The organism is Rhizobium gallicum bv. gallicum R602sp (genome assembly GCF_000816845.1).
GTDB classification, from domain to species: domain Bacteria; phylum Pseudomonadota; class Alphaproteobacteria; order Rhizobiales; family Rhizobiaceae; genus Rhizobium; species Rhizobium gallicum.
Window position 1 is genome coordinate 315832 of sequence record NZ_CP006880.1, and the last position, 19294, is coordinate 335125.

A 19294-nucleotide genomic window follows, 5' to 3' on the forward strand; every position below is an offset into this window, starting at 1 on the left:
GGCGAGCCACGCCGACCAAAACAAGGATAAATCATGCCAGAGGCATATGGAGCCGACGAGGCGCTCAATCGGGTGAACACGCATTCCAAGCCGACCGACCTTCGCATCACCGACATGCGGGTAGCCGAAATCGTCGGCGCGCCGTTCACCTCAGTGCTGCTTAAGATTTACACCAACCAGGGCATCGCCGGGCTTGGCGAAGTGCGCGACGGTGCCAGCGCCACCTACGCGCTGATGCTGAAGAGCCGGTTGCTTGGCGAGAACCCTTGCAACATCGATCGACTGTTTCGCCGGATCAAGCAGTTCGGCGGGCACGGCCGGCAAGGCGGCGGCGTATCGGCGGTTGAAATCGCGTTGTGGGATCTTGCCGGCAAGGCCTATGGCGTCCCCATTTACCAGATGCTCGGCGGCCGTTTTCGGGACAAAGTGCGCGTCTACTGCGATACCGACGCCACCGTGCCGAGCGGCACCGAGACCGGCAAGCGCCTCAAGCAGCGCATGGAGCTCGGCTTCACCTTCCTCAAGATGGATTTGGGACTGATGCAGATCGCGGATGTGCCCGGTGCGGTCGTGTTTCCTGCCGGATCACTGGAAGGGTACCGCGATCCTCCCAGTCGCGGGCCGCTGAAGACCATTGAAGATCGGCGTGTCCGCAATGCTGCGTACGATTTGCATAACGTCCAGCACCCGTTTACCGGCCTCCACTTTTCCGACAAGGGTCTCGACCTGCTTGAGCAATACATCGCCGAGGTTCGTGAGGTCATCGGCATGGATGTGCCGCTGGCGATCGACCATATCGGCCATATCTCGATGCAGAACGGCATTCGCCTTGCCAGGCGAATTGAAAAATACGTGCCAGCCTGGCTCGAGGATGTGATCCCATGGCAGTATACCGAACAATACCGACAACTGCAGGACGCCACCACGGTGCCAATCTGCACTGGCGAGGACATATACCTCAAGGAAGGCTTCGAGCCTCTGCTTAAGAGCGGTGGCGTCTCCGTTATCCACCCGGACCTGCTCACCAGTGGGGGCATCCTCGAGACCAAGAAGATCGGCGACATGGCGCAGGACCGTGGTGTCGCCATGGCCATCCACATGGCAGAAAGTCCAATCGCCGCAATGGCCGCTGCACATGTCGCGACCGCGACCGAAAATTTCATGGCGCTCGAATACCATTCAGCCGATGTCGACTGGTGGGACGATATCGTCACGGGCCTTCCCAAGCCGTTGGTGAAGAACGGCTTCATCACTGTTCCGGACAAGCCGGGCCTGGGAATTGACGACGTCGTCGACGAGGTGATCTCACAGCATCTGCAGCCGGGTGTCACCGGTATTTGGTCGCCTACGGATCACTGGGACGATGAGTATTCCTGGGATCGTACCTGGAGCTGAGGCGAAAAGGAACGAAGATGAAGATCACCGATCTCCGCTGCGCCGTTATCGGCAAACACCCGATCGTCCGCATCGTTACGGACGCGGGCCTTTATGGCTTGGGCGAAGTCGAATTCACCAAGTCCTACCTCAAGCCCTGGGTGCTGCATTTCCGCGAGGCGTTGGTCGGCGAGGACCCGACCGACGTCGAGAGAGTAATGTTGAAGATCCGCCAACGCGGCTCTTTCAAGCCGTACGGCGCGGCGGTGAGCGCTATTGAGCATGCACTGTGGGATATTGCTGGCAAGGCCGCAGGCGTGCCCGCCTATAAACTGCTCGGCGGCAAGGTGCGGGACAAGGTGCGGGTCTACAATGGTTCGATTCGCCAGAAACGCACGGGCGACCGGCCGGAAGATTACGCCGCTGACGTCAAATGGATGATGGAGCAGCCGCAGAACTTCTTCATGGTCAAGCAAGGAATCTCGTTCCACTCCAACATGAAGGACACTATCGAGGGCTTCCACTACGGCGTGACGCAGAAGAAGGCCGGGTATCACGGTGCCATGGATCAGGGCGTGATCAGCGAGCGCGGTTTCAATCACATGCTCGACTGCGTGATCGCGATGAAGGAAGTGCTGGGCGACAGAGTCAGCCTGGCACTCGACTGCGGCCCGGGCTGGATGCTGCCCGACGCGATTAAGTTCGCTCGCGCTGTCGAGAAGTACAATTTGATGTGGCTCGAGGACATGCTGACTGGCGACTACGTGCCGTGGGTCAATCCGCAGGCCTATCGGGAACTGACTACCTCCACCTCGACGCCAATCCACACTGGTGAGCAGATCTACCTGCGGCACAATTTCAAGGAACTGATCGAGACGCAGGCGGTACGCGTCATCGGGCCAGATCCAGCCGATGTTGGCGGCATTGCCGAACTCAAATGGGTCGCCGAGCACGCCTACATGCACTCGATCCTGATGGCACCGCACGGCACCGCTAACGGCCTGCTGGGCCTCGGTGCGTTGATCAATGTGTGCGCCACGTTGCCGGCAAATTACATCGCCTTCGAATATCCGACCGCCTCCGACCCCTGGTGGGAGGACCTGGTAATCGGCTTGCCGCCGCAGATCGTGAAGGACAGCATGGTGGACCTACTGGAAGCGCCGGGGCTGGGCCTCGATATCGACGCTGAAGGGGCCAGGAGATATCTCAGCGAAGAAGATGCGGGCTTTTTCGCCTGAACCTCCCTCCACCTGCGGTGTCCATCTTGTCGGGCGCCAGGTAATAGGGCTCGCCCTTGACTCCCGAGGGCTTACCGACTGAGCCGCGTTCAGCGCCCCGGCATGGCTTGCTTCCTGTCAGCCTGTCTGCGCACCCGCGCAAACTGCAGGCCGGCAATGCCAGCGGTCGCAGCAAGCGCCAGGCCGATCGGAATAAGGCTCGAGGGCTGGTCGGCCTTTCTGAGCACGGCGATGACGTCATATCCGACATCCAGGCCGATGCGTTTGGCATAGGAACCGAAATCGACATTGCTGATCATCAGCGTGTCGCCCGCTTGCGTGATGGTGAGACCGATGCCGCGCAGCCGCTCCAACGGTTCGCCTGGCTCGCCGAGCGGGACGTTTACGGTCTTGCGGACGTCGTCGCCCATCAGGTCTACACCCTCAACGACGAAATTAATGCGCCCATCGGCCGGCGTCTGCGCGACCGCCGTCAGGAACTCGCTCGCCGGCAATTCCTCGTAAGGCGGCGAGACCTGATTGAGCCACCAGTCCGGCCGAAACAGCGTAAAGCAGATTAGTAGCAGGGCCGCGCTTTCCCAAAGGCGGCTTTTCGTCACGAACCAGTTCATCGTCGCGGCAGCGAACAGCAGGATGGCAATCAACGAGACGGTCGCCACCAAGATCGTCTGGGGCCAGGTTTCGACCCCGATCAGCAGGATTGCTGGATTGAAGATGAAGACGAACGGCAGGATCGCCGTGCGCAACGAATAGAGCGCGCCCTGGAAGCCGGTGGCGATCGGATCCTCCTTGGAAATCGCCGCCGCCGCGAAGGCGGCCAGCCCTACGGGCGGGGTGATGTCGGCCATGATGCCGAAGTAGAAGACGAAGAGGTGGACCGCGATCAGCGGGATGGGCAATCCGGCCTGCGCGCCGAGATCCACCACGACTGGCGCCATCAGCGTCGCGACCAAGATGTAGTTTGCGGTGGTCGGGATGCCCATGCCGAGCACAAGGCTGATCGCGGCGATGAGGATCAGCATCAGGATGACGTTGCCGCCGGAGATGAACTCAACCAGTTCCGTCATCATCAGACCGAGACCGGTCAGCGTGATCGTGCCGACGACGATGCCGGCGGTGGCCGTGGCGATACCGATGCCGATCATGTTGCGAGCGCCGAGCACCAGCCCATCGATCAGGTCGTCCCAGGCAGCACGCACCGAGGCGGCGAGGTCTTCGTTGCGGAATATTGCCATCAGCGGCTTGCGCGTGGCGACGATGGCGAGGATCGACACGGTCGCCCAGAATGCCGAGAGGCCGGGCGACATCTGCTCGACCATCAGGCACCACAGAAGCACAGCGATCGGGATAAGAAAATCCAGCCCGGTGCGCGTCACGTCCCAGGCGCGCGGCAATTCCAGGATTGGCGCGTTCGGATCGTCGAGCGCGAGATCCGAATAGCGGGAGGAATACCAGACGGAGGCGATGTAGAGAGCTACGCCAGCGATTGCGAGCACCAGCGGCGCGGTCACACCGAAGATGGCCTTGATGGCAACGATGCCATAATAGACGATACACACGGCGAGAATGCTGCCGGACAGTCCCAGTCCCATCCGCAGCATCCGTTCCCTAGCCGGTGTCGGACGCTGCGGAATGGTCTTCAGGTCCATCTTTATCGCTTCCAGATGGACCATGTAGAGCAGCGCGAGATAGGAGAAGAGCGCAGGCAACAGCGCGTGCTTGACGATCTCCGAATAAGGAATCCCGACATATTCGACCATCAGGAAGGCGGCCGCGCCCATGACGGGCGGCATGATCTGGCCGTTGATCGAGGCCGAAGCCTCGATGGCGCCCGCCTTGACCCCGGAAAGTCCGGTGCGTTTCATCAACGGGATCGTGAAGATGCCACCTGAAACCACATTGGAGACGGACGAGCCGGACACGACACCGTTGAGAGCCGATGAAACCACGGCGACCTTCGCCGGGCCACCGCGCAAATGGCCGAGCAGCGCGATGGATATCTGCATCATCCAGTTGCCGGCGCCGGCCTTTTCCAGAAGCGTGCCGAACAGGACGAAGAGAAAGACGAAGCTCGTCGACACGCCAAGCGCGATGCCAAAGACGCCTTCGGTGGTTAGCCATTGATGATTGAGAAACTTGGTGAGCGATGCGCCACGATGCTGGATCACATCCGGCATAGACTGGCCGGCAAAGGTGTAGAAGATGAAGACGCAGGCCACGACCACCATCGGCAGGCCGAGAGCGCGGCGTGTCGCCTCGAGGAGCAACAGGATGCCGACGGTTCCGGTGACGAGATCGAGCGTGGTCGGCTGGCCGGGCCGGCCGGAAAGCTCGACATAAAAGAGAAACAGATAGGAACCGGCAAAGGCGCCGGCGACCGCCAGAACCCAGTCGAGCAGCGGCACGCGATCGCGGGGCGAGGATTTCAGAGCCGGATAGGCGAGGAAGGTCAGAAACAGCGCGAAGCCGAGATGGATGGCGCGCGCTTCGGTGTCATTGAGGATGCCGAAGCCGAACACGAATGGCAAAGGCGAAGCGTACCAGAGCTGGAATAGCGACCAGGAAACCGCAACCCAGAGCAGGATTCGACGGACGGTCCCGCCTGGATGCCGGCCACCCGTATCGGCCTCCGCAACGAGCTGTTCTAGAACTTCAAGATTAACGTCAGCCGGCTGCTTCGTCGCTTCGCTCATGACGCCCTCCTGTTGCGTATGCCGCCGGCGAGTTCCCCAACTCGCCGCTCTGTCGTCAGGTCGCGAAGCCTACTTCAGCCAGCCCTTCTCCTTGAAGTATTTTTCGGCGCCCGGATGCAGCGGCGCGGAATTTCCCTCCCCGACCATCTTTTGGGGATCGAGATTGGCGAAGGCCGGATGCAGCGACTTGAACTCGTCGAAATTCTCGAACACCGCCCTGGTCAACTGATAGACGCTCTCTTCGGGAACCTTGACTGAAGCGACCAGCGTGGCAAGCACGCCGAAGGTCTCAGTGTCCTCGGCATTGTTCGCGTAGAGACCGCCCGGGATGACCGCCTTGGCGTAGTAGGGATTTTCCGCGACCAGCTTGTCGACCGCTTCGCCGGTCAGCGGCACCAGCTTGGCGGCGCAGGTGGTGGTCGGGTCCTGGATATTCGCGGAGGGATGGCCGACACCGTAGAAGAAGCCGTCGATCTTGCCGTCGCAGAGCGCCGGGCCGTGCTCGTCAGCCTTCAGCTCCGATGCCAGCGAGAAGTCGGCCAACGTCCAGCCCATGGCCCCGAGCAAGCGCTCCATCGAGGAACGCGTACCAGAACCGGGATTGCCGACGTTGAAACGCTTGCCTTTGAAATCCTCGAATTTCGTCACGCCGGCGTTCGGATGCGCCAGTACGGTGAACGGCTCCGGATGGATCGAGAACACCGCGCGCAGGTCGGCATGGGCGCCGCCTTCCTTGAATGATTCCTCGCCCTTGAAGGCGTTGTACTGGACGTCGGATTGCGCCATGCCGAAGTCGAGCTCGCCTTCCTTGATCGTGTTCACGTTGAATGCCGATCCGCCGGTCGATTCGACCGAGCAACGGATGCCGTGTGTCTTGCGATCCTTGTTGAGCAGGCGGCAGATGGCGCCACCGGCGGCATAGTAGACACCGGTGACGCCGCCGGTGCCGATGGTCACGAATTGTTGCTCCTGCGCTGACGCACCGCCGGCGAGCAGAAGCGCGCCCGCAAGTATTGCCGCCTGTGTGGCACGGCCGATCATGGTGGTATTTTTCATCTCGTGCTCCCTTTGTTGTTCCCGGCGCGCCGATACTGCCTATAAGGTTTGCATGTCCGACCGCATTCGGCTTACGTTACAACTGGTTCACTTTATCAGGCAAGGGCATATTTGTTACATAGAGAGATGACGAGCTTCGCGACCGCACAGGACAAAATTCTGGAAGAGCTTCCGTGGCTCAGCATGGAGCTCCGCAAGGCAGCCCGTTTCCTGCTCGATCATCCCGACGAAGTTGCGCTCGTTTCCATGCGCGTGCTGGCAAGCCGCGCTGAGGTGACGCCGACCACTTTCGTAAGACTCGCCCGCCGTCTCGGCTTCGGCGATTGGGCGCAACTGCGCGAGCCATTTGAGAACAGGCTGCGATCGGGTAGTTCGCCCTATGCGGCGAAAGCCGACGCGCTGGTGCTGAGATCGGCTCGGGAGACGATCTTCGCCGAATCCGTCAACGCGGCGGCGGCCAATATCACGGCAGTCACCGCGACGAATTCACCGCACGACATATCGGCTGCATGCGTCCTGCTTGAAAAAGCCAAGGGTGTTCGCGTCGTCGGGTTCCGGAGCTGCCGCGCGCCGGCACATTGCCTGGTCTATCTCTGCCGCATGTTCAGGAACGATGTCACACTGCTCGGCAGCGATGGCGGAGCTCTCGAAGCCGAACTGGCCTCGCTCGACAGGGGCGAGGCGGTGGTGGCGATAGGCTTTCAGCCCTATTCGCGGGAACTCGGTCTTGTGACCGACGTGGCGCGACGCCGCGGCGTGCCTGTACTGGCAATCGTCGACAGCATGGCGGCGCCCCTGACGCGGGACGCCGATGTGATCCTGCGTTTTTCGGTCGACAGCCCATCGTTCTTTCCGTCGGTGGCGGCGGCGGTCGCGACCGTCGAGGCGCTTGCCGCAACCATGCTGACGCGCAGCGGGGCGAAGGGCGCGGCCAAGGTCAGGCAGACCGAAGCGGAGTTGACCGCGTTGGGCGCATATATGCCGGATTGATCCTGTGCTCAGGCGACGGCCGCATCGACGGCGTCGCCAAGCCGTTCGACGATCGTGTCGATTGCCGCCCGGTCGATAATGAAGGGCGGCGCAAGCAGCACATGATCGCCTCGCGCGCCGTCGATCGTACCTCCCGCCGGATAGACCAGCAGGCCGCGCGCCATCGCCTCACGCTTGATGCGCGCATGCAATTTGCGGCTCGGGTCGAACGGCTCTTTCGACGAACGGTCCTCGACCAGCTCAAGCCCCATGAAAAGGCCACGGCCGCGGATGTCGCCGACATGGGCGTGGTGGGAAAAGCGCTCACTGAGGCGCCGGGCGAGATGGGCACCCATCGCCTTGACGTTGTCGAGCAGGCGATCACGATCGATGACCTCTTGGACGGCAAGTGCTGCGGCGCAGGCCATGGGGTGACACATGTAGGTATGGCCGTGCTGGAAGAAACCCGAGCCTTCCGCGAAAGCGTCGAAGATGCGGCCTGACAGTAGCACTGCCCCGATGGGCTGGTAGCCTCCGCCGAGGCCCTTGGCGATTGTCATCAGGTCGGGCACGACGCCGTCCTGCTCGCAGGCGTGCAGCGTTCCCGTGCGACCCATGCCGCACATCACCTCGTCGAGGATCAGGAGCACGCCGTATCTGTCGCAGACCTCACGGATGCGCCTGAAATAGCCGGGAACGGCTGGCACCGCACCCGCCGTGGCGCCGACGACGGGTTCCGCGACGAAGGCCATGACGGTATCCGAACCCAGTTCGAGAATCTTGTCCTCGAGCGCCTTGGCGGCACGCAGGCCGTAGGCCTCCTCACTCTCGCCGGCTTCCCGATAGCGGTAGGCATAGCATGGGTCGATGTGATGCGTCTCGATCAGCAATGGGCGGAATTGCGCCCGGCGCCATTCGTTGCCACCGGCAGCCAGCGCGCCGAGCGTGTTGCCGTGATAACTCTGGCGGCGGGCGATGACGTTGCGCCGCTCGGGCCGGCCCGTCTCGACGAAAAACTGGCGCGCCATCTTGAGCGCCGCTTCCACCGCTTCAGAGCCGCCGGACACGAAATAGGCGTGGCTCATGCCTTGTGGCGCGCCGGCGATGAGCATTTCGGCCAGTGTCTCAGCCGGCTCGTTGGTGAAAAAGCTGGTGTGGGCATAGGCGAGCTTGTCGGCCTGTGCGTGGAGCGCGGCTATCAGGTCGCGATGGCCGTGGCCGAGGCAGGAAACCGCCGCGCCTCCCGACGCGTCGATATAAGCGCGGCCATCGCTGTCGAAGAGTTCGATGCCCTTGCCACCACTCGCAACGGGCAGAGTCGCGTGGATCTGGCGGTGCAGGATGCGTGTCATGCTTTCCTCGATTGACGATGGCGCGATTTGGAACGAACTTATCATGCAACATATGTTACATATTGCGCAATACTGAAACAATTGGACTGTATGTATCCATGACCACTGATTCGAGCCCGGCCGGCCCGGGATTCATCGCGCCGACGGCAATCGCCGTTGCGCCGAACGGCGGGCGGCGCGGCAAGAGTGACCACCCCGCCCTGCCGATCGGCCCGAAGGAACTGGCCAGCACCGCAGCCGCCTGCCTCGAGGCGGGCGCCGCAATGATCCACGCCCATGTCCGTGATCGAGACGGCGGTCATTTGCTCGACGCCGACGCCTACCTTGAGGTGACGAAAGCGATACGCGACGCGGTAGGCGAGCGGCTCGTCGTCCAGATCACCAGCGAGGCCGTCAGCAGATACCGACCGGCTGAGCAGATGGGGGTGGTGCGCGCCACCCGTCCCGAGGCGGTGTCGCTGGCGCTGCGCGAACTGGTCCCAGATGCCTCCCTTGAGACCGCATTCGCGGACTTCCTGTCGTGGCTGAAACGCGAGCGGATCGCCCCTCAGATCATCCTCTACACGCCCGAGGAGGCGTCCGCTCTGGCTGTCATGCAGCAGCGTGGGCTCGTGCCCTTCGACGATGTCCCGGTACTCTATGTGCTCGGACGCTACACGCCGGGCGAGATTTCGCGGCCGGCCGACCTGCTTGCCTTCCTTGCTCACGGCCGTCCGCGCTTTGCGCACTGGATGGTCTGCGCCTTCGGTCGGGAAGAGACCGCATGCGTTGCCGCAGGTGCGCTGCTGGGCGGTCATGCTCGCGTCGGCTTCGAGAACAATCTTGTTCTGCCTAGCGGCGTGACAGCTACCGACAATGCTGCTCTGGTCGTAGCGGCTGCGGCCGCACTCGAGGCTTGCGGCCTTGAAACCGCGAGCGCCGGCCAGTTGCGCGCCGATTGGTCGATCGAGCGTTAACCCTCACCCCGCGCGCCGCAACCTTTACCACGGGGTGCGGATGCCGGCTGTTTGTTTCTGTAGTTCCCGGACATCACAACAGGGGGAATGGAGTATGTTTGCGATCGTCGGAGCCGCCGGCAATGTCGGCTATTCAACGTCATCGGCCCTGCGCTGGGCGGGTGTTCCAGTCCGGGCAATCCTGCGCGACAGGACAAAAGCAGCGCGACTGAGCGACATCGGCTGCGAGATTGCTACGGCCGATTTGCAAGATGCCGCCTCCCTCGCCAAGGCGATCGGCGATGCTGACGCCGTGCAAATCATCATCCCGGTATTGCCACGGGCAAAGGACCCGGCTGACGAGCTCCGACGCTCGATCGAAAGCCTGTTCGAGGCGCTGGCCCAGGCACGCCCGAAGCAGGTGCTGGCAATCTCCGATTACGGAGCCCATGTCGCCGATGACATTGGCATGCCCAGCATGTTCCGCAGCCTTGAGGCGCGGCTCGCCCAACTCCAAACCCAGCTGCTTGTGCTGCGGTCGGCCGAACATATGCACAATTGGGGGCGCGTCATCCCGATGGCCGTCGCCTCCGGCATTTTGCCGACCTTGCAGGACCCGGTCGACATGGCGCAGCCGACGATCTCCGCCCACGACCTCGGCCTGATTGCCGCCGACCTGCTGCTGCGACCCGAGAGCGGCAAGGACCTGGAGGTCATCCATGCCGAGGGACCGCACAGGTATAGCGCGAACGACGTTGCGGCGGCCGTGAGTCAACTGTCGGGCCGGGTGGCGCGCGCTCGGGCGGTGCCGCGGTCGCAATGGCAGGAGACCCTCGAACGCACCATACCGGCAAGTCTTGCCAACCTGCTGATCAAGGCCAACGACGCCAAGAACGAGGGTGGTCTGGTCGAGATTGAGCCGAACGCCAGCGAGGTTCGCTATGGCACTACCTCATTGATCGATGCACTGCGGCCGCTTGTTCTGCCGGTGTGACGTCGTACCGAGGCTGCCAGCCGCGCCAATCGGACGGCGCAACGACATTCAGCGGTTCGCGCGTCAGCGCGAGGCTGACCTTGGGGAAGCGCTGGCCAGCAGGCCGTAATGCCGGATGCGGTGGAAGCCGCGCGGCAGGACACGGAGCTGGCAGCGGCGGTAGCGGAAGGTGACGCCGCTCGCGTCGAAGCGAATGAGGCGACGGTTCGAGATCGCGACCGGGTGCCTGTAGCGCGGCAGATAGGCGAGCACAGCTTCGGTCCGGCGAAGGGCGGTTTGGCGTAGGCCACCCAGCGTTTATTGCGGACCGGGGAGAGATGGTGAAGGAAGGCCCATCGCTCGGCGAGGTGCGCCATTGATCCGAAGGAGGCAAGCCCCCGCGTCGTGCAGTGCGAGCAAGCGATCGTGCCGAACGGAATGTCCAAGCGGCCGCATCCCCAGTTCCTCGGGTGGCATCGCGAGAACTGCTTCAAGCACTGAAAGTTTGCGAAATTCATTTGAGTCAAGGGATTTGGCCGTCTGACGAGAGCCGCTCAGAATTTCATCTCTAAATCCTGCGTCGATGTTTCCATTTTCACGAGATGCCTTTTCGCCAACCCTACCCGAAAATTCGCTCAAAACGCCTGCCTCGTCGAGTGTAACAGCATGTCGTCGGCGTCAGACCGGCAGCCCGAGCTGCTTTCGCAGGCTCTTGTCGAATGCGAATGCGGGAACGAAACGGCGCAAAAAACTGACTTGGCGTGCCATTTTTCCGGCCGCATAGCGCCTCTTCGGAGCGGGATCGGTCGCAGCGGCCAAAATGGCCTTGGCCACCACCTCGGGCGCGTCGCCTTTTTCCATTGCTTTCTGCACGACTACATTCATGCCAGCGCGCGCAGAGTCATAGATATCGAGCAACTGATCCGGCCTGGCGAGATTGTCTTCGAATGACGTCCGGGTATAGGCCGGCTCCACCAACGAAACGCGAATGCCGAAGGCGCGCAATTCATGATCTAGCGATTCGGAATAACCCTCGATGGCATGTTTGGTCGAGGAGTAGAGCGCGAAATAGGGAGCGGGGATGAACCCCTGTACTGAGCTCAAATTAACGATTCTGCCTTTCCCTTGGCGCCGCATTGCCGGCAACACCGCGTTGGTCACGCGGAAAACGCCGAAGACGTTCACGTCGAATAGCGACTTAGCCTGGTTCATTGAGGACTCCTCCGCGCCACCAAGCAGGCCCATGCCAGCATTATTGACAAGAAGATCGATGCGCCCGGCCTCTTCCAGTACATCATCAACCAGTTTGACCACGGAGGCGTCGTCAGTCACGTCGCAAGTCAGCATGGAAACGCCGTCGCTCCTGTGGGCTGCGAGACGGCGGCTGGTCCCGTACACGCGAAAGCCCGCGTTGTGGAGGGCCGCGGCCGTTACATACCCGATGCCGGTGGATGCCCCAGTCACCAGGGCGACGCCAAGATTGGTCTTGTTCATGAAATCACTTCTTTCTGTGTGCCGAACCGCGTTTTGAGAATCTCGGGCGGGTGTCTGCGGCTTACGTGCACTGTCCCCTCCCTTTTAGATTTCGTTATAAATCTATGCACGGTATAGAGCTCGAACGCAATCTAAAAACGAGATTGATCCGCGAGCGCGTGCCTGCGGCAGCGCTGTTGCTTGCAACCGCGGCTTTTCCGGAGGAAGCGGAGCGCTCGATCGAACGCGGCAGTCTGCGAGAGGGCACTTCGAATGATGGTCTGCCGCGTCCCGATCGACGCGATCTGCTGGAGGTCACCGCCATCTGCGCGCCAAGGAATGGGAACTCGCTGTGGATCGTCACGGGTCTCGCTGAGGGCGGCTCATGCCAGGCTATCAGGACTCGCGTTACGCGTTTTCAAGCTCCGGCTAGGAGGTGACGGTCCCGGCTGCCGTGCGCCGCCGGTTTGAGCGTCTCGGTCATGTCCCCCCACTTTCCATTTCACCGTCGTGGTCGTTCATCCTGGGTTGGGTAGAATACTTGCCCATGAGGACTTTTCACGGTTCACAAGCGGCGGGCAGCGGTCTTGTCGTCCAAGCGACAGGTGGCTACGAGGAGGCGGTCGCCCGGACAGATTGCAAGCTGCATGTGCGTGTTATGGATTCGAGCAAGCCCGGTTTTTCAGCATTATTCGAGCGCAATAGACCCGAAATCGTTGGCAATCTCTTTGTCGTTTATTCGACCGCGTCTTCCTTCTCGCCGGTCAATTCCGTTTCGAAAAACGTGATCGAAACCGAACTTCATTCTGAAAAGTCTCACGTGCTTCTTTGATGTTCGAGAAGCCGATCATATTGACAAACCTCAACACCGTCGAGCTTGAGACGCCGGCACGTTTTGCAATGTGATTGGTAGAGCTAAAGGCAAGCACTTCCGGACGATCCAGGCACAATCTTGCAACTTCCTCGACCCGAGCAGGGAAGAGCAGGTCTCGTTTGGCGATCCGGTCTTTAATTCTCCGGAAAGTGGGATCCGGAGCCATGGCCGTTTCGAGCGCTGGCATGGCTCGCCACCAGTCCTCAGAGTATGTCAGCAAGTCGGACGATTTGTCCGGTTGCCAGAGAGCGTGTCGCTGCCTCCGCAACAGCGAGCGCTTTGACGCCGTCATCAAGCGAAACTGGCAGCGCCGATCCCGACGTAATGGCTTCGACGAATGCGTTCCATTCGATGGAGTATGCGCGCATGTAGCGTTCGAGGAAGAAGAATTCAGGCTTGGCGCCTGTCACTCCACCCTTTGTGGCCTTGGTCACGGTATTCTCCAGGATGTTTCCGGCCGAGAGCAGACCCTCCGAGCCCAACAACTCAATACGCTGATCGTAGCCGTAGCAGGCTCGCCGGCTGTTCTTGATGACGGCGATGCGGCCATCGGCGAACTTGAGCGTGACCGCAGCGGTATCGACATCGCCCGCTGCGCCGATGTCCGGATCGACGAGCGAACTTCCAATCGTCGTAACAGTCCTGGGCGCGCCACCGAAGATCCAGCACGCCATGTCGAAATCGTGGATCATCATGTCCCGGAACAGACCGCCAGAGACCCTTATGTAGGACACCGGTGGTGGTGCGCGGTCGAAGGAGGTGATCGACAGCAGTTCCATCTTGCCAATATCGCCCCGGTCGGCAGCAGCCTTGAGCGCCGCGAAGTTCGGATCGAAGCGGCGGTTGAAGCCGATCATGACCGGTTTGCCCGTGGCCCCCGCCGCGATTTGGCATGCGCGTGCCCGTTCGAGGCTGAGATCGACCGGCTTCTCGCACAGCACCGCCTTGCCGGCCTTCGTCGCCGCCTCTATCAGGTCCGAATGCGTGTCCGTCGATGTTGCTATGAGCACGGCGTCGATGGCAGGATCGTTGACGATGTCCAGGCTGGAACGGGCCTCGGCTCGATATTGGGTCGCGAGCTTTGCGGCGGCGTCCGTGTTGATATCCGAGACCGCGACCAGCGCGCTTCGGGGATGAGACGTGATCGCTTTGGCGTGGACGTTTCCAATCCGCCCTGCACCGAGAAGACCAATTTTCAGCATTCGCATTCCTTTTAACATGTGGTCGCACGTGCCTGACGAACGGCCGCGCAGAGATGAGATTGTTAAAGGGTAAAGGCCTGGCGGAAGCGGCTCAGGGCCAGTTCGTCGTCCGCAGCCGGCCAGGCCTCAAGCCCGATGACGCCGGTGTAGCCCATGGCGTTCAGCGCGCGGGCAATCGCCGGGTAGTTGATCTCCCCGGTACCAGGTTCCGTGCGGCCGGGCACGTCCGCAACCTGGATTTCACCGATGAACGGATGTGCGTGACGGCAAAGCTCAATGAGGTTCCCTTCACCAATCTGTGCGTGATAAAGGTCGAGATTGAGCTTCAACGACGGCCGGTCGATGGCCGAGACCAGAGTGATCGTGTCGGCCGCCTTGGCGAAGGGGGTCTTCGGATGGTCGACCGCTTCGTTGAGGTTCTCGAGCACGAAGGTGACGCCTTCCTCCTCACCGAGATCGGCGATACGATTGAGGGTGTCGCGTGCCTTCAGCCACATCGCGCCGGTGACGCCATCCGACTTGACCACCGGCAGCCCCTGTTCGTCGAGACCCGTCCCGTGCAGATTGAGCCGGGGGCAACCGAGTTCCTTTGCAACAGGGATAGACAGGCGCGCCGTCCTGATGAGCTCATCGGCACCCTCATCGTCTGCGAGCGTGCCGGTGATGTACCCCGTCATCGACGAGAACGTCGCGCCGGACCGGGCAAGAGCTCGAATGTCATGCTTGGTCCAGTCCCAGATCTCGGCTTCAAACCCAAGCTCGGTAATGCGCTTCAACCGCTCCGTGACCGGCAGGGAGCGGAAAACCATTTCCGCGCAGACTGCCAGCGTGAAGGCCCCCGAAGATGCGTGTTCTTCAGTCATCATTGCAATCCTGTTTCATGAATTAGATGGTGCCACCGAGCTCGTTGGAGAGCGCCTGCAACTCCTTGCCGCCGGCCATCATGTTTTGAAGTTCGTCGATGGAAATCTCGCTCTTGGCGTAGGTGCCCAGCGTCTTGCCGCGATTGAGGATGGTGAAGCGATTGCCGACGGCAAAAGCGTGGCGCACATTGTGCGTGATGAAAATAACCCCCAGACCCTTCTGCTGCACATGGTTGATGTATTTGAGAACCATGGACGTCTGCGCCACGCCCAGCGCAGATGTCGGCTCGTCGAGGATGAGAACCTTTGCCCCGAAATAGACTGCACGGGCGATCGCCACGCATTGCCGTTCGCCGCCCGACAGGGTTCCGACTGCCTGGTTCGGGTCGCGGACATCGATCCCGATCTTGTGCATCTCCTCCCGCGTCACGGCATCGCAATGCTTGAAGTCGATGTAGCGGAAGGGCGCGATCCCCTTACGCGGCTCGCGACCCATGAAGAAGTTACGCGTCACGGACATCAGAGGGATCATGGCCAGATCCTGATAAACCGTGGCGATGCCGGCATCGAGCGCGTCGCGCGGGCTGGAGAACGTGACAGGCTTGCCATCGACGAGCAGGTCACCACCGGAAGGCTTGACCACGCCGGACAGTGTTTTGATCAGCGTCGACTTGCCGGCGCCATTGTCGCCCAACAGGCACAAGACTTCGCCTTGAAGCACCTTCATCGAGATGCCCGAAAGCGCAATGACGGAGCCATAGTGCTTCACGATGTCCTTGGCTTCGATGATCGGGGGCGTGGAATAGGATTTCATGTCAGCCATGCTCAGCGCTCCCCTGTCACCTTGCGACGGATGAAGTTGTTGAAGAGGACGGCGAGCAGCAGCATGGTGCCGAGAAAGACCTGAAACCAGTCGGAGTCGAACGTCGTGTAGGTAAGGCCGATGGAGACGAGACCAAAGATGATGGCTCCGAAGAAAGCCCCGATCGCGGACCCATAGCCGCCCGTTAACAGGCTTCCGCCGATGACGGCTGCGATGATGGCTTCGAACTCCTTCTGGAAACCGCGTCGTGCGTCCGTCGATCCGGCATCGAGCACCGTGATGATGGCGACGAGGGCAGCGGCGCATGCGGTCAAGGCAAACAGCCCAGTCTTGACGCGATCGACCGGTACGCCGGAGTTTCTCGCAGCATTGGCATCGCCGCCGACAGCGAAAATCCAGTTTCCGACCCGGGTGCGCAGCAAGACCCACGTCGCTACCCCGGAAAGACCGACGAACCAGACCACGGAGACCGGCACGCCTGCGACCTTCGGCACGCCATTGTCGAATTTCTCGATCAGGTCGTTTTCGGCAAGCCAGGCAAAGAAGCCTTGGAAGGCCAGGCCTGAGAACAGGCTCGCAATTGAGGTATCGCCAACGGCATCGCTGATACCGCGGAGCTGCGTCGATCCGCCGGTTGCCCATTTGAGGCCGACAAGCGTCAGTCCGCGAAGGATGAACAGGAAAGCCAGGGTTACGATGAACGAGGGAAGCCGTGTGCGGATGACGATTTGACCGTTTACCGCGCCAAGAACGGCGGCAAAGAGCAGGGTGAACAGGATCGCGATCCAGAGTGGCTGGCCAAAATTGACCAGAAGACCGCCGAAGATGAGACCTGCAAAGGCGACCATCGAGCCAATGGAGAGATCAAACTCGCCACCGATCATCAGCATGGACGCTGCAATGGCGAGGATGCCCAGCTGGGATGCCGGCGCCAGGATGGTCATCAGGCCCGACAAGGAGAACATCGATGCGTCGGCGGCGAAAAAGAAAAAGGTCACCACCATCAAGAGGCCCGCAACGGCCCCAAGTTCGGGGCGTCGCATCAGACTTGTCAGAACACTGACCTTCTTCAGGCGTTCGTCGGTTTTAATCGATGTGGCTGGAATTCTGCTAATTTCGGTCATGGTTCCTCCCGTGGGTGTCATACGCCACAGCCATGCAGGACAATGCGAAGGGGTGGTCGGCAGCCCTCTTGTTGGCGGGGCTGCCGACCGCGCTACGCGACTGGAGATGGATCAACGGATACCCTGTGCGGATAGCTCGACGACCTGAGCGGCCTTGTCCTTGGTGATCAGGTTCGGACCCGAGGGTACGTTGCCGCCCGGGATAAGGCCGTATTTCGCGTTGTTGGCCAGAAAGACCGTCGGCAAGTAACCCTGTAGGAACTGCTGCTGATCGATGGCAAACGCGGCTTCGCCTGCATCGACTGCTTTCAGGAAATCGGCAGAAAGATCGAAGGTCGCCACATTGATCTTGCCGGTCTTGCCAATGTCCTTAACGGCTGCGAGAGCAGGCTCGCCGGCAGTGCTTGCACCCAACGCCATGATGGTATCGACCGCATTGTTCGCGCTCAGAGCGGCTTTGACTTTGGCCTGGACTTCCGCTGGATCGTTGGAAACTGGCAGCACGGTGACAGTGCCACCGAAGCCATCCGAGAAGCCCTTGCAGCGCAGGTCGAGCGAAACGTTTCCAACTTCCTGGTTTATGCAGATGCCGGTCTTGCCGCCCATCTGGTTGAGCTTCTCGCCGGCGGCCTTACCTGCACTGTACTCGTCCTGGCCCACATGCAGCAAAGCGCCAAGCTTCTTGGATACGTCGGACCCGGAGTTGATGGAAATCACCGGAATACCAGCAGCGACGGCTTTTTCGATCGACGGCCCGAGAGCCGAAGCATCCGGGATCGACACGATCAGACCATCGGGCCTCTGGTTGACCGCAGCGTCGATCAACTGGCTCATCGCCACCATATCGAACGTTTCGGGCGCGCGATAATCAACCTGAACGCCTGCATCCTTCGCACTGGTTGTGACGCCATTCTTGACCACCGACCAGAAGGGGTCGTTTGCTTGCCCGTGTGTGACAGCGATGATCTTGATGTCTTTTGCGGACGCCAGGCTTCCAGCACCCGCAACGGCTGCGACGATCGAAACGCCGAGCACTAGCTTCTTGATAATCGATTTCATAAAAACTCCTCCCAAAGGGTGTCCCGCACCTCGAAGCGCGAGAACCACTGAAAACGCCTCAGGCGGGCGTCGCCCAAATTGCTACCGGGTGCTTATATTTTGCTACCGGTAGCAAACGTGCATAGCTATAAGATTCTTGCTAAAAGAAATCAACCATTCATTTCGCCATTCAGCAGAAATGGAATATATGTTTCGAAAAGGAGAAGGTCGACCATGAAGCGAGCGACGGCGCAGAACGTGGCATTGGAGGCCGGCGTTTCGAAGTGGACGGTCATCCGCGCCTTTACCCCCGGTGCATCGATCACGGAAGCTAGCAAAGCCAAGGTGCTGGAGGCGGCAGCGCGACTCAATTATCGGCCGAACCTGTTGGCGAGGAGCCTTGCCACCAATTCTACACATCAGGTCGCGGTTCTCATTGACGACTTTGAAAACCCGCACAAGCTTCCGTTTCTTGAAAAGCTGACCGCCAGCCTGCAGGCGGAGGGACTCGTGACTATGTTGATCAATATCAATCAGCACTACAGTCACGTGCATGCCATATTGAATGCCGACCAACGGCAGGTTGATGCGATCGTGCTCTTTGGCACAGCGTTTCGCGACGAGATGTTGACGGATCATATGCTGGGGCGCGGTGGGCCTCCGATGTTTGTTCTCGCTCGAGATAGCCAGATCGAAGGTGTTCCCGCCATCTCCTGCGACGCGGTCGTGGCGATTGCGGAGATCGGCAGGTACCTATTGGAAAGGGGGTATCGGAGGCCGGGATTTATGGCCGGGGCGCGTACATTGTCTACAGCACTTGGCAGGCGGAGGAACTTTAAGGAGTTCTGGCGAACCACTCTCGGCGTCGATCTCGTAGAGCTGTCGGCCGAGCGCTACAGCGCAGAAGCCGGCGCGCAGGCCGCCCGCGACTATCTGTCAAAAGTTACGCGGGAAGACCGGGTCGATGTTCTCATGTGCGAAAACGACGCCCTCGCGTTCGGAGCGATGGATGTTGCCCGCAGCGAGTTCGGGTTACGTGTCCCCAACGATCTCGCCATTGTGGGCTTCGATAACGCCGCTCCAGCGGCGTCACCAGCATACAGCCTGACAACCTATGAGCAGCCGACCGATCAAATGGTCAAAGCGGCGATAGACATGATTTTAGAACGAGCACCGAGAGAGACAATTAACCTCCAGGGCAAGCTCGTTGCGCGAGATTCAGCTTGATTGATCAAGCAATAGGCGCGGTCGCGCCGAGTGGGGCTATCTGCAAGATTTTTTTTAAGGCAGGGGCATCCTTCTGAATG

The 19294-nt window shown here is 60.7% G+C and carries 16 protein-coding genes and 1 pseudogene; 6 read left to right on the forward strand and 11 right to left on the reverse strand.

Annotated elements, in window-relative coordinates:
* Positions 1-33: 33 nt before the first annotated feature.
* A complete protein-coding gene (locus tag RGR602_RS24835; RefSeq protein ID WP_040114720.1) occupies positions 34-1395 on the forward strand; it encodes a mandelate racemase/muconate lactonizing enzyme family protein in 1362 nt (453 codons plus the stop codon).
* A 17-nt stretch (positions 1396-1412) separates the two neighbouring features.
* A complete protein-coding gene (locus tag RGR602_RS24840; protein WP_040114721.1) occupies positions 1413-2612 on the forward strand; it encodes a mandelate racemase/muconate lactonizing enzyme family protein in 1200 nt (399 codons plus the stop codon).
* A gap of 89 nt (positions 2613-2701) precedes the next feature.
* On the opposite strand, the gene RGR602_RS24845 is transcribed toward RGR602_RS24840, so the two are convergent.
* The gene (locus RGR602_RS24845; RefSeq protein ID WP_082046680.1) at positions 2702-5305 is read right to left on the reverse strand and encodes a TRAP transporter permease; all 2604 of its coding nucleotides are present in this window, start codon (positions 5303-5305) and stop codon (positions 2702-2704) included.
* A gap of 69 nt (positions 5306-5374) precedes the next feature.
* A complete protein-coding gene (locus tag RGR602_RS24850; RefSeq protein WP_040114722.1) occupies positions 5375-6361 on the reverse strand; it encodes a TAXI family TRAP transporter solute-binding subunit in 987 nt (328 codons plus the stop codon).
* Between the two features lie 126 nt (positions 6362-6487).
* Between RGR602_RS24850 and RGR602_RS24855 the strand changes: the two genes are divergently transcribed.
* The gene (locus tag RGR602_RS24855; RefSeq protein WP_040114723.1) at positions 6488-7351 is read left to right on the forward strand and encodes a MurR/RpiR family transcriptional regulator; all 864 of its coding nucleotides are present in this window, start codon (positions 6488-6490) and stop codon (positions 7349-7351) included.
* A gap of 8 nt (positions 7352-7359) precedes the next feature.
* On the opposite strand, the gene RGR602_RS24860 is transcribed toward RGR602_RS24855, so the two are convergent.
* Positions 7360-8682: an aspartate aminotransferase family protein gene (locus RGR602_RS24860; protein WP_040114724.1), complete on the reverse strand. Its 1323-nt coding sequence runs from the start codon at positions 8680-8682 to the stop codon at positions 7360-7362.
* Between the two features lie 98 nt (positions 8683-8780).
* Between RGR602_RS24860 and RGR602_RS24865 the strand changes: the two genes are divergently transcribed.
* Both RGR602_RS24865 and RGR602_RS24870 read left to right on the forward strand, forming a co-directional pair.
* Complete coding sequence (locus tag RGR602_RS24865; protein ID WP_052451749.1) at positions 8781-9638, forward strand: BKACE family enzyme; 858 nt, start codon at positions 8781-8783, stop codon at positions 9636-9638.
* Between the two features lie 94 nt (positions 9639-9732).
* Positions 9733-10611, forward strand: a complete 879-nt coding sequence (locus tag RGR602_RS24870) for an NmrA family NAD(P)-binding protein (protein WP_040114725.1) — start codon at positions 9733-9735, stop codon at positions 10609-10611.
* Between the two features lie 28 nt (positions 10612-10639).
* Here the strand turns inward: RGR602_RS24870 and RGR602_RS39905 are convergent.
* From RGR602_RS39905 to RGR602_RS24905, 8 genes and pseudogenes are all read right to left on the reverse strand, one after another.
* Positions 10640-11076, reverse strand: a pseudogene (locus RGR602_RS39905) (transposase); the annotation flags it as partial.
* A 192-nt stretch (positions 11077-11268) separates the two neighbouring features.
* Positions 11269-12084 carry an oxidoreductase gene (locus RGR602_RS24880; protein WP_040114727.1) on the reverse strand — a complete coding sequence of 272 codons (816 nt, stop codon included), beginning with the start codon at positions 12082-12084 and terminating at the stop codon, positions 11269-11271.
* 743 nt (positions 12085-12827) lie between these two features.
* Positions 12828-13124: a MurR/RpiR family transcriptional regulator gene (locus tag RGR602_RS36400; RefSeq protein WP_203226230.1), complete on the reverse strand. Its 297-nt coding sequence runs from the start codon at positions 13122-13124 to the stop codon at positions 12828-12830.
* Between the two features lie 16 nt (positions 13125-13140).
* Positions 13141-14139: an inositol 2-dehydrogenase gene (gene iolG / locus RGR602_RS24885; RefSeq protein ID WP_040114728.1), complete on the reverse strand. Its 999-nt coding sequence runs from the start codon at positions 14137-14139 to the stop codon at positions 13141-13143.
* 62 nt (positions 14140-14201) lie between these two features.
* Positions 14202-15002, reverse strand: a complete 801-nt coding sequence (locus RGR602_RS24890; protein ID WP_040116458.1) for a TIM barrel protein — start codon at positions 15000-15002, stop codon at positions 14202-14204.
* A 22-nt stretch (positions 15003-15024) separates the two neighbouring features.
* Complete coding sequence (locus RGR602_RS24895; protein WP_040114729.1) at positions 15025-15825, reverse strand: ATP-binding cassette domain-containing protein; 801 nt, start codon at positions 15823-15825, stop codon at positions 15025-15027.
* A 2-nt stretch (positions 15826-15827) separates the two neighbouring features.
* Positions 15828-16949, reverse strand: coding sequence for an ABC transporter permease (locus tag RGR602_RS24900; RefSeq protein WP_040114730.1), 1122 nt, complete (start codon positions 16947-16949; stop codon positions 15828-15830).
* A 111-nt stretch (positions 16950-17060) separates the two neighbouring features.
* The gene (locus tag RGR602_RS24905; RefSeq protein WP_040114731.1) at positions 17061-18008 is read right to left on the reverse strand and encodes a sugar ABC transporter substrate-binding protein; all 948 of its coding nucleotides are present in this window, start codon (positions 18006-18008) and stop codon (positions 17061-17063) included.
* Positions 18009-18221: 213 nt separating this feature from the next.
* Between RGR602_RS24905 and RGR602_RS24910 the strand changes: the two genes are divergently transcribed.
* Entirely contained in the window at positions 18222-19214 is a 993-nt protein-coding gene (locus RGR602_RS24910) for a LacI family DNA-binding transcriptional regulator (RefSeq protein WP_040114732.1), read from the forward strand.
* The last annotated feature ends 80 nt before the right edge of the window (positions 19215-19294 follow it).